At 65.9% G+C, this 14,894-nt stretch carries 14 protein-coding genes; 5 read left to right on the forward strand and 9 right to left on the reverse strand.

From position 1 onward, the window contains the following. Positions 1-76: 76 nt before the first annotated feature. The 3 genes from G5C50_RS17105 to G5C50_RS17115 all read right to left on the reverse strand — a co-directional run bounded on the left by G5C50_RS17105 (position 77) and on the right by G5C50_RS17115 (position 3,328). Positions 77-1,036 carry a DUF1559 domain-containing protein gene (locus tag G5C50_RS17105; protein WP_165071322.1) on the reverse strand — a complete coding sequence of 320 codons (960 nt, stop codon included), beginning with the start codon at positions 1,034-1,036 and terminating at the stop codon, positions 77-79. Between the two features lie 35 nt (positions 1,037-1,071). Continuing rightward, complete coding sequence (locus tag G5C50_RS17110; protein ID WP_165071323.1) at positions 1,072-1,542, reverse strand: carboxypeptidase regulatory-like domain-containing protein; 471 nt, start codon at positions 1,540-1,542, stop codon at positions 1,072-1,074. A gap of 295 nt (positions 1,543-1,837) precedes the next feature. Next, the gene (locus G5C50_RS17115; RefSeq protein ID WP_165071325.1) at positions 1,838-3,328 is read right to left on the reverse strand and encodes a sulfatase family protein; all 1,491 of its coding nucleotides are present in this window, start codon (positions 3,326-3,328) and stop codon (positions 1,838-1,840) included. A 310-nt stretch (positions 3,329-3,638) separates the two neighbouring features. Between G5C50_RS17115 and G5C50_RS17120 the strand changes: the two genes are divergently transcribed. From G5C50_RS17120 to G5C50_RS17135, 5 genes are all read left to right on the forward strand, one after another. Next, complete coding sequence (locus G5C50_RS17120) at positions 3,639-4,145, forward strand: GNAT family N-acetyltransferase (protein ID WP_165071326.1); 507 nt, start codon at positions 3,639-3,641, stop codon at positions 4,143-4,145. A 184-nt stretch (positions 4,146-4,329) separates the two neighbouring features. Then, on the forward strand, positions 4,330-5,268 hold the full coding sequence (locus tag G5C50_RS17125; protein ID WP_165071328.1) for a DUF1559 family PulG-like putative transporter: 939 nt from the start codon (positions 4,330-4,332) through the stop codon (positions 5,266-5,268). 23 nt (positions 5,269-5,291) lie between these two features. Further along, entirely contained in the window at positions 5,292-5,549 is a 258-nt protein-coding gene (locus G5C50_RS17130) for a hypothetical protein (protein WP_165071329.1), read from the forward strand. Between the two features lie 60 nt (positions 5,550-5,609). After that, the gene (locus G5C50_RS32955) at positions 5,610-5,741 is read left to right on the forward strand and encodes a hypothetical protein (RefSeq protein WP_255487502.1); all 132 of its coding nucleotides are present in this window, start codon (positions 5,610-5,612) and stop codon (positions 5,739-5,741) included. A gap of 38 nt (positions 5,742-5,779) precedes the next feature. After that, positions 5,780-7,228 (forward strand): arylsulfatase, encoded by a 1,449-nt coding sequence (locus G5C50_RS17135; protein ID WP_165071330.1) that lies wholly within the window; start codon positions 5,780-5,782, stop codon positions 7,226-7,228. A 10-nt stretch (positions 7,229-7,238) separates the two neighbouring features. Here the strand turns inward: G5C50_RS17135 and ilvA are convergent, their stop codons facing one another. The 6 genes from ilvA to G5C50_RS17165 all read right to left on the reverse strand — a co-directional run bounded on the left by ilvA (position 7,239) and on the right by G5C50_RS17165 (position 14,791). Continuing rightward, complete coding sequence (gene ilvA / locus G5C50_RS17140; protein WP_165071332.1) at positions 7,239-8,765, reverse strand: threonine ammonia-lyase, biosynthetic; 1,527 nt, start codon at positions 8,763-8,765, stop codon at positions 7,239-7,241. A gap of 225 nt (positions 8,766-8,990) precedes the next feature. Next, positions 8,991-9,917 carry an ABC transporter ATP-binding protein gene (locus G5C50_RS17145; RefSeq protein WP_165071334.1) on the reverse strand — a complete coding sequence of 309 codons (927 nt, stop codon included), beginning with the start codon at positions 9,915-9,917 and terminating at the stop codon, positions 8,991-8,993. A 76-nt stretch (positions 9,918-9,993) separates the two neighbouring features. Further along, entirely contained in the window at positions 9,994-12,258 is a 2,265-nt protein-coding gene (locus G5C50_RS17150) for a hypothetical protein (protein WP_165071462.1), read from the reverse strand. A 185-nt stretch (positions 12,259-12,443) separates the two neighbouring features. Further along, the gene (locus G5C50_RS17155; protein WP_165071335.1) at positions 12,444-12,992 is read right to left on the reverse strand and encodes a YfbM family protein; all 549 of its coding nucleotides are present in this window, start codon (positions 12,990-12,992) and stop codon (positions 12,444-12,446) included. Between the two features lie 260 nt (positions 12,993-13,252). Beyond that, positions 13,253-13,582, reverse strand: coding sequence for a MazG nucleotide pyrophosphohydrolase domain-containing protein (locus tag G5C50_RS17160; protein ID WP_165071337.1), 330 nt, complete (start codon positions 13,580-13,582; stop codon positions 13,253-13,255). A 9-nt stretch (positions 13,583-13,591) separates the two neighbouring features. Beyond that, positions 13,592-14,791, reverse strand: a complete 1,200-nt coding sequence (locus G5C50_RS17165) for a XylR family transcriptional regulator (RefSeq protein WP_165071338.1) — start codon at positions 14,789-14,791, stop codon at positions 13,592-13,594. Positions 14,792-14,894 lie beyond the last annotated feature (103 nt).

Raw genomic sequence — 14,894 nt, forward strand, 5'->3', positions numbered from 1 at the left:
CCAGACGGCCGCCGCGATGGGGCCGTCCGGGGCGTGAGCGGTCATGAATCGATCGTCGCGAATCGGTCGATGCGAATCAATACGCGTCGGCGCTGATGATCTCGCCGCCCTTGGTGCTGGCGAGGGCTCGCCAGATCGGCAGGCTGACGGTGTTCTTGAAGAACCGCACCGAGCCGTCGCACATCGTGGCGTTCACACCGCCGGCGTGGAGGCTGCGAGCCGCAAGATAGAGCGGGCCGGCCGTGGCGTTGGCGCAGGGGGTCGGCTTGCCGGTGGTCACGGCGCAGGCGTTGACGGAGTACATCACGTCCTGGAGAGCCGAATTCGGCGCCAGCAGAGCGGTGAAGCCGGTCGAATCGGCCCACCAGGTCATGCCGCGCAACTCCGAGTTCTGCGGGACGATGATGATCTCCGAGTTCAACAGCGTGTTCGACGTGCCGTCAGTGACCGTGGCGATGGTGACGGTCTGCCCCTTGTTCGGCGAGGCCTGATGGTTGGCGTTGCTGTAGGCGCGAATCCAGCCGTAGGGGGCGCCGTTGAAGACCGCGTCCTGAATGTTGTTCTGCTGGTCGAGGTCGGTCGATCCGAAATTGGCCACGTAATTGTGAGCCGAGATCTTGCCGGTGTTGGCCGCTCCCAGGGCGCTGCTGATCGGCCGCTGCTGAAGACCGTTGCTCGGGCAGAGGAAGGCGTTGATGAAGCTGGACGTGACCGTCGTGTTCGTCGGGTCGACGTATCGGGGAGAGTTGAAGTTGTACGAATTCGAGAGTGCGACCTGCTCCATAAACGGCAAGATGAACGCCTGCCAGGTCCCGTTGCAGCAGTCGGAGGTCCCCGTCGGGAACGAGCCGGTCGTGCCGACGTAGTTGTGGACGGAAAGACCGATCTGCTTCAGGTTGTTGGTGCACTGGATTCGCCGAGCGGCCTCGCGAGCGGCCTGAACGGCGGGCAACAGTAGCGCGATCAAGACGGCGATGATCGCGATGACGACGAGCAGCTCAATCAGCGTGAACGCACTCTGTTTGCGTGATCTCATGGAGAGGCTCCGATAGTGAGAATAGAAGGCGACCATCACTTGGAGGTGACGGCAAAGGTGAAATCATTGGGGCCGGCGGCGGTGACTTCCGTCGTCAGCTCGGTCTGGGCGTTGAACCGGGCGGGGATCGTCTCCTGAGTGACCGCCGCGTCGGCGGGCGGATCGACGAGCTCGCCGGTGACGTTGTCGATCTGTTTCTTCTTCGCACCCGACTTGGCCGCGACCTCACGCTTCGCGGAGACGGAAACGCGGTACTTGCCTGGAACCAGTCCATCGGCCGCCGAGATCGAGAACGACCCGGCCGAGACCGTCGCCGCGGCCGAGGTCACCTCGCCGCTGCCCGCCATCGGCTGGAACGAAATCGTCGCCGAATCCAACGGCTGGCCGTCGAGCGTCACCTTGCCCGAGACCGCCTGACGCGGCAGCCCGTCGCCCCCGCTGCAGCCGAAGGTCGCCGCAATCGCGACGACGAAAGCAAGACGTGATCCTAATTTGATGAAAACCATCGATCGCGTTCCTATATTTGGCGACCCGAGGATCGTCTTCCTGTTCGGTAGTGGGGCCGCCACGTATTCGTCCGTGGCAGCCAAGAATGCGCAGACGCCACCAGCTCCCTACACGCAGCCGGTGTCCCGTCGGCGCAAGGCTGAACGCGCTTCGATCAATCGAGTGATCAACGCGCAGCGGTTTCGACGTATGTGGTTTGTGAAGATTTTACGATGACTAAAACCTAGTCCACCGTCAAGTGGACTAGGTTGGAACCGGCGAAATGCTCGCCGGAATTTCATCGGTTCGACACGATCACTGGGTCTCTTTCGCCTCGGCCAGGTCCTTGCGAAGCCGATCGAGGATCTCGGGGTGATCGGCGGCGACGTTGCGGGTCTCGCCGGGGTCGGCTTCGAGGTCGTAGAGTTGGGGTTCGGGGTCGTTGCCCAGTTCGGAATTCGTGAAGGCCGCGACCTTACGTCCTCCCGATGCGGGGATGAACTTCCACTTGCCCCGGCGCACGGCCAGGCCGGCTGCCTGCTCGATCAGGGTCTCGCGGCCCTTCGGGTCCGCGCCCAGCAGAGCCTGAAGGACGTTCTGCGAATCCTTCGCCGTGGGGATCGGGCTCTGGCGGCCCACCAGCGCGGCGAAGCTGGCGGTGAAGTCGATCTGGCAGACGAGGGCGGCCGACTCGCCCGGCTTGACCTTCCCCGGCCAGCGGACGACGAACGGCACGCGGGTTCCGCCCTCGAACTTGCTGTACTTGCCGCCGCGGTACGGGCCGGCCGGCTTGTGCGAGCCCAGCTTCGCCACGGCCTCGTCCTTGTAGCCGTCGTCGACCACGGGGCCGTTGTCGCTGGAGAAGACGATCAGGGTGTTCTCCTTCAAGCCGGCGTCGTCGATCGCCTTGACGACCTCGCCGACAGACCAGTCGAACTCGACGATGGCGTCACCGCGAGTCCCCATCCCCGACTTGCCCAGGAAGCGGTTGTTCGGCAGGCGGGGGACGTGAATGTCATGGGTCGCGAAATAGAGGAAGAACGGTTTATCCTTGTTCTTCTTGATGAACTCGACGGCCTGCGAGGTGAACGTGTCGGCCATGTCCTCATCCTTCCATCGGGCCTTCTCGCCTCCCTTCATGTAGCCGATCCGGCTGACGCCGTCGACGATGGCCATGTCGTGGCCGTGGCTGGGATGGAGCCGGAGCATCTCCGGGTTGGCCTTGCCGGTGGGCTCCCCGGGAATGGGGGCGTCGTAACGGACCTCGATCGGGTCGGCCGGGTCGCGGCCGACGACCTCGTGGTTCTTCACGTAGACGCAGGGGACGCGGTCGCCGGTGGCGGCCATGATGAAGCACTCGTCAAAGCCGATCTCCAGCGGCCCGGGCGCGATCTTGCCGTTCCAGTCCAGCTTCTCGTCCCCCAAACCGAGGTGCCACTTGCCGACGGCCCCCGTCCGATAGCCGGCTTCCTTGAAGACGGTCGGCAGGGTGGTCCGGCCAGGCTCGATGATCAGCTTCGCATCGCCGGGGAGGACGCCCGTCCCCTGTCGACGCCAGGGATACTCGCCCGTAAGGATCGCGTACCGCGACGGCGTGCACGTCGCCGAGCTGCAATGCCCGTCGGTGAACCGCAGCCCCTCGCTCGCCAGGCGGTCGATGTTCGGCGTCAGCCCCGCCTTCGCCCCGTTGCAACTGATATCCCCATAGCCGAGGTCGTCCGCGTAGATCACCACCACGTTCGGCGGCACAGCCAGTGCAGGGGCCGCTGCAAGCAGACCGGTCAGGAGGAGAGTGCGTACCAACATTCCATGGATCTCCGTGGTGAGTTAAGAATCAGCCGGCGCGGAGGCCGAAATCCGTTTCGCATCGATCGAAGGCTTCGCGAATCGTCGCTCCACCCTTCACAGGGGAAGGGGGCCGAAGCCCGGATGAGGAGGGCGATCGACGGCGATGTGTGTAGCCGCCTTGAGTTCACAAGCGCTCGATGAGGGCGTTTAGTATCGGCTATCGCGTCTTCCACGGGTAGCCTCCACCGGCCGATCGATGTGGCGGCAGACGGCCGAAAAGGCCATGATCGAGCGAATCCCCAGCGCCAACGGAGAGGAGCGAATCCGTATGACGACCATCCGCCCCGAACGCCCCGGCGACGAGTCGGCCGTTCGCGCCGTGCTCGTCGACGCCTTTCCGACTGACGCCGAGGCGCGACTGGTGCAGTTGCTTCGCGCGGCGGGGAATCTGCCGGTCTCCCTGGTCGCGGAAGTCGACGGCGAGATCGTGGGCCACGTTGGGTTCAGCCCGGTCGCGACGGGGGCGCGGGCGATCGGCGCGGGGCTTGCGCCGCTGGCGGTGCGAGGCTCGCATCAGCGTCGTGGGATCGGCGGGATGCTGATCGCGTCTGGGCTCTCAGCCTGCCGCGACGCGGGGTTCGGCTGGGTCGTCGTCCTGGGCGAGCCGCACTATTACAGCCGGTTCGGATTCCGCCCCGCGCCGAGCGTCGGCCTTGCCGACGAGTACGGCGGCGGCGACGCCTTCCAGGTCGTTGAGCTCACCCCCGGCGCGCTGCCCGTCGGAGCGGGCCTGGTTCGGTACGCCCCGGAGTTCGCCTCGCTGGAGGAGGGTTGATTCCGCTCTTGCCCGAGTTTCCGGAATCCGTTGACGCCCTGGATTAACGCAAGTTATATTTTCGGCACCTCTCAGCAACAATCAGAGAACAAGTCTTAGAAGAATCGATCGGACGGGCGGTCGCCGTCGACTCGCCTTCAACTCCTCCCGATCCCACAGCCTTCACCAGGCCTGGAGCTTTCGTATGCGCGCCTCACGGGGACCTATCCGCGCTGCGTTCACCTTGATCGAGTTGCTCGTCGTCATCGCGATCATCGCCGTCTTGATCGCGCTGCTGCTGCCGGCCGTTCAGGCGGCGCGCGAAGCTGCGCGTCGGGCCCAGTGCATCAACAACCTGAAGCAACTCGGGCTGGCGCTGCACAACTACTTGTCAGTCAACGACCGCTTCCCCATGGGGTCGGCGGGTCGGCTGCCTACCACCGGAGCCTATCCAACGCCCCAGAACTGGCGTGTTCCCGTGCTGGTGGGGACGATGCCGTACATCGAGCAAGGGGCGGCCTACAACGCCTACAACAATCAGGTCCGGTTCAACCTCACGGCCAACGACACGAGCCGGCTGACGGTGATCTCCACGTACCAGTGCCCCTCGGACACGGTCCAGGGTTTCTGGCCGGCCGGAAGCGCGATGCAGGACTACAAGGGGAACTACGGCAATAACTGGGGTCAAAACACGTTCTTCGACCAGGGGATGAAGTCCCCCTTCTGGTTGAACTACGGGGCCACGATCGCTGAGATCGTCGACGGCACGAGCAACACACTGGCCATGATGGAGCTGGTTCAACCGCCGTCTCCCAGCGGCGCGACGGTGCCCGATCGCCGAGGCCGGATCTGGAACGACGACGCCGGCTGCTATCAGGTTTCGACTCTGCTGGCCCCCAACTCCACCGCGCCCGACATCGGCCAGTGCATGACCGCCCTGAACGCCCCCTGCAACTACATCGGCAATGCCGAACCGCTTCCGCTTCAATACTCGCTGGCCTCGCGGAGTCGACATTCGGGAGGCGTGAACGTGCTGATGTGCGACGGTTCCTCGCGGTTCGCCAAGAACTCGATCAGCCTGCCCACATGGCGAGCGCTCAGCAGCCAGGCCGGCGGCGAGGTCATCAGCGCCGACTCGTACTGATTCAAACCACGGAGGGGGAAACCATGTCGCGAGCAGGCGCATGGCGCGCGGCGATTCTGGTGCTGGCGTTCACGGGCTGCGGCGGAGACGAGGAATTCGCACGCGAAGCCGTCGAAGGGACGATCTCCTTCGACGGCAAACCGATGGAAGGGGGCGTGGTCGCCTTCGTTCCGACCGAGGGCGCTGGCCCCGGCGCGGGGGGAGAGATCGAGGCGGGCCGGTTCTCCATTGCCGGCTCCGAAGGTCCCACTCCTGGGCCACACCTCGTGACCGTCACGTGAACCAAACCGACAGGAAAGAAGATCGTCGACCCTGACACACCTGATCGCCAGGTCGAGGCCATGGTCAACGTCGTCCCGGGTCGGTACAACGTGAAATCAGAGTTGAAGGCGGACGTCAAGGCTGGCGGCCCCAACAGCTTCACGTTCGATCTGACCTCCCAGCCCGACCCGCCCGCGAAACGGACGCGCTGAGGATCGTCCCTCTCCTCGTCAGACTTCGAGATTCCGCCATGAACGACCATCGCCCGATCGCCAGCCGCGTCCGTCTGGCCCTTCGCCTGCTGACGACCGCAACTGCGCTGGCCGTCGCCGCGGGGGCTCCTCCCGCCGGCCTTGCTCGCGACGGCAAACCGAACGTCGTGTTCATCCTGGCCGACGACCTGGGACGCGGCGACCTGGGCTGCTACGGCCAGCAGAAGATCCGCACCCCGAACGTCGACCGCATGGCCGCCGAGGGGATGCGGTTCACGCGGTTCTACGCCGGCTCGCCGGTCTGCGCCCCCGCTCGGTGCACGCTCTTGACCGGCAAGCACACCGGCCACGCCTTTGTCCGCGACAACTCTGAAGTCCAGCCCGAAGGGCAGGGGCCGATCCCCGATTCCGAGGTCACGCTGGCCGAGATGTTCAAGGCCCAGGGCTACACCACCGCCGCGATCGGCAAGTGGGGTCTGGGCTTCCCCGGCTCCGAGGGAGACCCGCTCCGGCAGGGGTTCGACCACTTCTACGGATACAACTGCCAGCGACACGCCCACTTCCACTACCCGTCCTATCTCTGGAAGGACGGCCAGAAGATCACGATCCCCGGCAACCGCGACGACGGCACCGGCGAGGTCCACTCCAACGACCTCTTCGAAGCCGAGGCGCTACGGTTCATCGAGGCCGAGAAGGGTCGCCCCTTCTTCCTCTTCCTGCCGCTGACCTTGATCCACGCCTCGCTCCAGGTCCCGGCCGACTCGCTGGCCGAGTACGCCGGCGCGTTCCCCGAAACCCCGTACCAGGGGACGCACTACAAGTCTCACCCAACCCCTCGCGCGGCGCAGGCGGCGATGGTCACACGCCTGGACCGCACGGTGGGCCGGGTTCTCGAAAAGCTCCGCCAGTGCGGTCTGGACGACGACACGCTGGTGATCTTCAGTTCCGACAACGGCCCGACCCGGAACGAAGGCGGCGGCGACAGCCCCTTCTTCAACTCGGCCGGCGGGCTGAAGGGCTTCAAGGGCTCGGTGTACGAGGGCGGCATCGCCGTCCCGCTCCTCGTCCGCTGGCCGGGGCGGGTCAAGCCTGGGTCGACCTGCGACTTCATTGGCTACTTCCCAGACGTGCCGTCGACCTTGATGGAGATCATCGGAGCGCCGGCGCCGGTGGGGACCGACGGGTTCAGCTTCGCCCCCAGCCTCCTCGGCTCGTCCTCACCCCAGCCGGTGCACGACCTGCTTTACTGGGAGTTCGCCTCATACGGCGGTCAGCAGGCGGTCCGGATGGGTCCCTGGAAGGCCGTGCGTCAGAACCTCTCCAAGGGTCCGGCCAAGACCGAGTTGTACAACCTCGACGACGACCCGACCGAATCCCACGACCTGGCCGCCGGCCGTCCCGATGCCACGGCTTACTTCGAGGCCGTGATGAAGAGAGAGCACGTTCCTTCGCCGCAGTTTCCGCTCCCCTCCGTCGACCCGCGATAGCCGACGCGGTTCAGCGGAGGAAGAGGCGGTAAACCGGGTTCTCGGTCTCGTCGACGCACGGGTAGCCGAGGCCGGCGGTGAACTCGCCGAAGGCCGCGCGTTCGTCGTCGGGGATTTGCAGGCCGACGAGGACCCGGGCGTCGTCGCCCCCCTGATTGCGGTAGTGGAACAGGCTGATGTTCCAGTTCGGCGGCATGTTCGCGAGGAACCGCATCAGGGCGCCGGGGCGTTCGGGGAACTCGAAGCGGTAGACGCGCTCGTCGCTGGCCAGAGGGCTGCGACCGCCGACCATGTGGCGAACGTGCTCCTTGGACAGTTCGTCGCCCGTCAGGTCGACCACGGGGAAGCCCGACGCCGCGAAGCCCTTCGCCAACTCGGCCGATTCATTGCGGCCGACGACGGCCAGGCCGACGAAGAGGTGGGCGGACTGGTCGTCGGAGATTCGGTAGTTGAACTCGGTCAGGCTCCGCGCGCCGATCAATTCGCAGAGCCGCCTCAAACTGCCGCGACGCTCGGGGATGGTGACGGCGAAGAGGGCCTCGCGCTCCTCGCCGACCTCCGCGCGTTCGGCGACGAACCGGAGGCGGTCGAAGTTCATATTCGCGCCGCAGGCGATGGCGACGAGGGTCTCCCCCTTGAGCTTCTTCTCCGCCGCGTACTGCTTGGCCCCCGCGACGGCCAGGGCGCCAGCCGGCTCCAGGATGCTGCGGGTGTCCTCAAAGACGTCCTTGATCGCGGCGCAGGCGGCGTCGGTCTCAACGGCGACATAGTCGTCGACCAGCTCGCGGGCCAGGCGGAAGGTCTCCTCGCCGACGAGCTTGACGGCCGTGCCGTCGGAGAACAGCCCAACGTCGGCCAGCGGCACGCGTTCCCCGGCGCGGACGGAACGGATCATGGCGTCGGAGTCGGTCGTCTGCACGCCGATGATCTTGATCTCGGGGCGGACCGCCTTGATATAAGCCGCGACCCCCGCGATCAGCCCGCCGCCGCCGATCGCCGCGAACACCGCGTGGATCGGCCCCTGGTGCTGGCGGAGGATCTCCATGCCGATCGTCCCCTGGCCGGCGATGACGTCGGGGTCGTCGAACGGATGCACGAACGTGTAACCGTGAATCTTCTCCAGCTCGCGGGCGTGGGCGTAGGCGTCGGAGTAACTCTCACCGGAGAGGACGACCTCGCCGCCGAGAGCGCGCACGGCGTCGACCTTCAGGGAAGGCGTCGTGGTCGGCATGACGATCATCGCCTTGCACCCGAGCCTCTTTGCGCTCAACGCCACTCCCTGCGCATGGTTCCCGGCCGACGCGCAGACGACCCCTCGCCCTCGCTGCTCCGGCGAGAGCAGGGCCATCTTGTTGTACGCACCGCGCAGCTTGAAGCTGAAGACGGGTTGCTCGTCCTCGCGCTTCAGCCAGACGTCATTGCCGATCCTCGCCGAGAGTTTCGACGCCCGCTGCAAGGGCGTCTCCACGGCCACGTCATACACCCGTGCCGTGAGGATCTTCTGGAGGTAGGCCATGCGGTCGAGGGGGGCGGACATGCGGGAGATGCTCAAAATCCAAACGCAGGCCGCGGCAAATCATCCTTCTCCCCCCGGGAGAAGGTGGCCGCAGGCCGGATGAGGGTCGACGCGATTCGGAACGAGTATCGCGTCCTTCATGCCCTCCGAACTCCGACGACCCTCACCCGACCCTTCGGGCCACCCTCTCCCGGCGGGAGAGGGAACGGAAAGGCGTGCCTCGGATCGTGCGAAGGACTTGCTTGCTCAGCTCGTGATGCCCTTGGTCAAGTGCATGAACGCCGTTTCGAGGTTGATCTCGTCTTCCTTGAAGAGGGTCAGCTCGAAGCCGTTTTCCATGATCCGGTTGGCGAGGAAGCCGTACTGGTGGACGCCCGCGCGGAGTTTAACGATGAGGACGCCGTTCTTCTCGTCGACGGTCTCGACCTCGGGCTGGGCTTCGAGGAAGTCGGCGCATTCGGTGAGGCGGTCGGCGACGTTGATGTTCAGGACGACGTCCGTTCGGACGCGCTTCATGACCTCGGTCACCTCGCCGTTCACCAGTAGGCAGCCTTGCTCGATGATGCCGATCTTGTTGCAGATGTCGGCAAGTTCCGGAAGGATGTGGCTGGAGACGAGGATCGTCTTGCCCATCGCCCGTAGCTCCTTGAGCAGGGCCCGCATCTCGATCCGGGCGCGGGGGTCGAGGCCCGAGGCAGGCTCGTCGAGCAGGAGCACCTGGGGGTCGTGCAGCAGCGTCCGGGCGAGGCCCAGGCGCTGGGTCATCCCGCGCGAGAGGCTCGTCACCAGAGCGTCGCGCTTGTAGGTCAGGTCGACCAGCTCGAGGACTTCCTCGCAGATCTTCTTCCGCGCCGCGCCCTTGATGCGGTAGGCGGAGGCGAAGAATTCGAGGTATTCGATGACCTTCATGTCATCGTACACGCCGAAGAAGTCGGGCATGTAGCCGATGACGCGGCGGATCTCCTTGGAGCCGGTGTAGATCGAGTAGCCGCAGACGGTGGCCTCGCCCCAGCTCGGGTTGAGCAGGGTGGCGAGGATCCGCATGGTCGTCGTCTTGCCGGCGCCGTTGGGCCCGATGAAGCCGTAGACGTCTCCCTGGTTGAGCGTCAGGTTGAGGCGGTTCAGGGCGTACATCTCGCCGTACATCTTCGTCAGGTCGTTGGTCTCGATCATGGCGGTCCGCCTCGGGTCGGTCGATTCGATCGGTGAGTCAGGGAGATGTTCGTTGGGTTCACGGTCGCGCGAATGTTCAGCCGCCGGCCTTCTTCAACGGCAGGATCACGCGGAGGACGGTCGTCTGCTCAACCCTGGGCTTGTCCGAGGCGTTGCCGACGACCAACTGCGTGCCGGGTGCCTTGATCCGGGCGACCAGCATCGGCCGGCCCAGCAGCAACTGGCCCGTCAGATCCATGTCGTGCAGCACCGAGTTCCCCAGGGCCTGCTCCTGGCCGGTTCGCCGCGACTCGCCCTCATGGAACATGGCGGCGAGGACCACGTCCGCCCGGCCTCGGGCGACGTCGGCCCCAGGATTCGCGGCGGACAGATAGCTGCCGGCGCGGTCGCGAAGCTCGCCGGAGAGGGCGCGATCGCTCTTGAGCCCCACGTTGAGCGTCTGCCCCGGGGCGAGTTCGCCCAGCAGATAGACGCGACGGTCGAAGACGAGGACGGCGTCGCTCAACGGGTACGTCTGGAGGTTCGTGACGGTGCCGCCGACACGGTCGAAACCCACGGGGACCAGGTCGGAGTCGAGGATCTTGGGGGCCGGCCCAAACCAGCGGGCTCCGATCGTCCGGGTGCTCCAGATCGGAATCCGGACGTGGTCCAACCGCTCCCAGGAGTTCATCGGCTCATAGGCGTAGCCCGAACCGGCGAACGAGAACCGGCCGTTTGCGCCTCCCATGCCGCCGAACTGCATCTCCGGCACGCCGAACCAGCTGGTCAGCACCTCGTAGCCCGCGGCGGGGCGGGGGGGTTCGCCGGTGGACTCCTCAGCGAGAGGCTCCACAACGCCCGAGTCGACGGGGGTCGGCAGGAAGGCGAGGTCGTAGTCGCGGTTTTGGGGGCTGAAGAGCGTCGCCCACGACCGCCCCCGCGCCTGGCCCGTCGTCTGGTCGACGTCGACCGCGTCGACCTTGTTCACAAGGAGGTCCGTCCCCTTCAGCCGGTAGGCGGCCAGGTAGGCCAGCAGGCTCACCAGCGAGACGATCAGCGGGAACGTGATCCAGGTCAGCTCCATCCGCTTGAGGACCTTCTTCAGGAAGAAGTAATCCCCGGGGCCGATGGCCAGGATGTAGAGGAAGATCAGGAAGGCGACCAGGCCGAACGAGACCAGCTTGACCTTGGGGAACTGTTCCAGAGCCACCCGCATCTGGCTGGCGACGTCGGTGACGCCCGTGGCGTAGAACCGCGATGCGCCGCCGACCGTGACGTCGGTCGCCTCGTCCTCGAATCGGTTGCGCTTCAGGTCAAGGGCCTGGATCCAGAAGAGGCCGCGGTCAGTCCATTCGGCGAAGACCTGCTCCTCGGAGTCAACGGCGATCAGCGTGATCCGGCCGAACCCGACCGGGCCGCGGACGATGAGCGGCAGACCGGCGATCGACGCCAGAACCTTCCCGCCTCGCTCCTCGACCTGCTCCAGCTTCGCCGCCATATGGGGCGGGCTTCCGGGCGGGGTGATCGGCTTGGTGGAGTTCGCGAAGGTGTCAAAGGCCTCCAGCGACTGAACCCGCTCTCGGCCGGTGAGTTCGGCGGGGAGAACGGGGCCGAGGACCGAATCCTTGACCGCCTGCCAGCTTGCGCCGACGGAAACGATCAGGTGGCCTCCCCGCTTGGTCCACTCGACGAGCGCCTGGCCCTTGGGTCCGGCGAGCATTTCCATCGTGGCGTGGTCGGCGGTGTCCAGCACGACCGCCCGCGCGCCGTCGTAGCCCATCCAGCGCCCCGGCAGGTGGTCCGCGGAGCCGGCGTCGATCGGCGTGATGAAGAGCTCGGAGGTCGTGCGATCGGTCCTCTTGAAGCCGACCACCTCTCGGATGTGGTCGAGCCCCTGGGGTCGCCCTGAGGCCAGGATCCACGGGTCCGTCGCCGGGATCGACGTGGGTTCGGACCGCATCACCTGATCTCTCGATCGAGAGCCGAGCCACTTGCCGTTCTCGTTGTACAGGACGGCCGAGACCTGATTCTCACGGCCGCCGATCCGGACGTAGGCGGCGTAGCTCCGCATTTCTCCCGCGGGGACGTCCACCGGCTGTCGGCTGGCCACCGGCACGCCGTCGTCGTCGCCGGCAGTCACGTCCAGGAACCCCCGGAACGGCGACCCGCCCCCCTTGAGGTCCACCCGGACGAGCGTCCATGCGCCGACCTTGAAGACGTCCGACCCGCCGAAGCCGAGCCGAATGTTCTCCACCTCCACCGGCATCGCCGCGAAGGTCGAGGCGGGGATCGCGCCGAGCATCGCCAACGCGAGCCCGACGGCGAGGAGGAGACGAGGACGTTGCGGCGAGGGGTGGTTCATCATGGGCGTTGCGATGGAAACACAAGGTTGTCAGCGAGGACCAACGCAAGTCCCCTCTCCCGCCGGGAGAGGGTGGCCCGGAGGGCCGGGTGAGGGTCGTCGGACCTGTAAGCAGGCAATGGGTTGCCGAGCCTTCAATTGGCAAGAGTGCTGTTTGGCAGTTTTCGGAGTGTCTTTCGGAGTCGCTAATCGAAGGAAAGCAGGACTACATCGCCCTCCTTTGCCGCCACATCAAAAAAATCCACCAACTGGGGATAGTAGAAAAGCAGAGGCTCCAACTGATCGCTCTCCCACCCTCCTGGCCGTGGGTTCGGATAGACTCCGGCCTTGGTGAATTCAACCGGGTCGAAGCGGGATTTCAGATCATCAATAGTAATCTTCTTGATGGCGCCGGCTACCTCGCGGACTTCGTTCGGCGTGAGGACGCGAACCGAGCCGTAGGTTGAGTTGAACGGGGTCTCGGAGCCGCCCATGACTACGTTGCCCAGCGGTGGAGGAAATGGCTTGATTTCAGAAGGGTCGCCGACATCGCCCGTCAGCAAGGTGTGGAGGGCATGCCACTCTTTTTCTATGCTCAGATATCGGTCGCTAGACATCAGTTCGTCAGAGCAAGCAAACTCAAGATAGGCCTCTTCGACGTCGTACCCGGGAGGCGTGGCATCCTTCATGGTCAGGCTCTGAATCTTCTCCCATTCGGAAGGAGTAATTCGACGATAGCTGGCTTGGATCCCCATCTCGCCCTTCATTTAAGATGTTAGGCCCGTATGCTAGGTCGAGCCCCCCAGCCTACCAGGCTGAATCTTGCAGCTTACTGACTCACCAATCTTCGGGAGAAGGTGATTGTGGGCCGGCTGAGGGTCGCCGCGCTTCGGATCGACTGATTCAGGACCGATATGCTCTCCCCGCTCCCACAACCCTCACCCGCCGCTGCGCGGCTGCCCTCTCCCGGCGGGAGAGGGGGCGGAAGGTCGGATTGGCTCTTGAACGGTCTCCTTCACGGCTTCTCGGCCGGATCGCAGGAGCAGGGAGAGGCGCCGCAGCCGGGACAGCCCGCGCCGTACTTGCGACGGACGGCCGCGGAGAGGTCGACGCCCCGGATGTTGGCCAGGGTGGCTAGCCACGCCAGCACGTCGGCCATCTCCAGCGACAGCTCCTCATGGGTGCCGGACCGCAACGCCGTGGCCAGCTCGCCGAACTCCTCCGCGAGCCAGAGGAACGTCGCCTCCGCCCCGCGAGCGGCGTCCTTTTCGCCGTACATCTCCCGGATCGTCCGCTGCAATCCGCGGAGCGTGGTCACGTCGCCGTCTTCCTGATCCTCGTCCATGACGGCATCTTACCCGATCCCACGACCGTTGTGCGAGGGGTTATCGGTCGCCGCCCGAGGTCTCCCGGCGCGGGAGCGGCGGTAGTCGCCGGGGGTCACGCCCGTCCGCTTCTTGAAGAACGAGCACATGTAGCCGATGTAGTGGAAGCCCGCCTTCCGGGCCACAACGTCCAGCTTCAAATCGGTCTCGGCCAGCAGTTGGCGGAGCCGGTCGAGCTGCACGTCATGGGCTTCCTCCAGGAGCGTGCGCCCCAGCCGCTCCTTGAACCGGCGTTCAAGGGCCCGCCGCGAGAGGCCGACTCGCTCGAACACGAAGTCGAGCCCATGGCCGTCGCACGCATGCAGCCGCAGGAGCCGAAGGGCCTCGGCAACGACCGGATCGTCGATCGCGACGACATCCGTGGAGAGCCGGGGGACGACCCCCAACGGCTCCACGAGGATCGGAGCCTCGCGAGGTCCGCCGGCCATCAGGCGGTCGAGCAGGGCGGCGGCCTCGTAGCCGATCCGGTCCAGGTCCTGGTCGACGCTGGAGAGCGGCGGGTCGGCCAGCTCGCAAAGGGCCACGTCGTCATCCACTCCCAGAACGGCCACCCGCTCCGGGACCGCCAGGTCGATCCGCCGGCAGGCGTCCAGCACCTGAAGGCCGCGGATGTCGTTGCAGGCCAGCACGCCGACAGGCTGGGGCAGCGAAGCCAGCCATCGCGAGACGTCCGCCTGCTCCCGCTCCCAGCTCGGCGCGCCGGCCCGCCTCGGCGGTTCGTAGACCTGGCAGCTCAGGCCAAGCTCTTCCAGGCGGCGACGAAAGGCGTCGCGGCGAAGGTCGCTCCAGCGCGCGCCGGGGCGTCCGCAATAGGCCAGGTGGCGGAACCCACGCTCCTGGAAATGGCGGGCGGCCAGCCGGGCGATCGCGTCGTCGTCGCAGTGAACGGCCGGCAAGTCCGGAGCGACGACCTCGCGGCGCAGCTCGACGACCGGCGCGCCGGTGGCGATCAGGGCCTCAACCATCGCCGCATCGCGGCTTCGCGAGATGATCCCGTCGCCCCGCCAGCGCTTCAACCAGGCGGGGACGCCGTCGGTCGGCCCTCGCTCCTCGATGTAGACCGACCACGGCCCATGGCCGCGAATGTAGCGCCCGACCCCGCGCAGCAGGCCGCGGTCGTACTGCTTGGCCGTCTCGACGATCAAGGCGACGTGCGGAAATGAAGCCATTTTCAGACGCCTCCCGGCGACGCCGCAATTGTAGAACGCTTTGCCGCCATATTGAAGCGCGAGCCGTTCCGACCTGAGGTATGTTCTCCATCGTCGCTTCTCT

It is taken from the genome of Paludisphaera rhizosphaerae (genome assembly GCF_011065895.1).
GTDB lineage: Bacteria > Planctomycetota > Planctomycetia > Isosphaerales > Isosphaeraceae > Paludisphaera > Paludisphaera rhizosphaerae.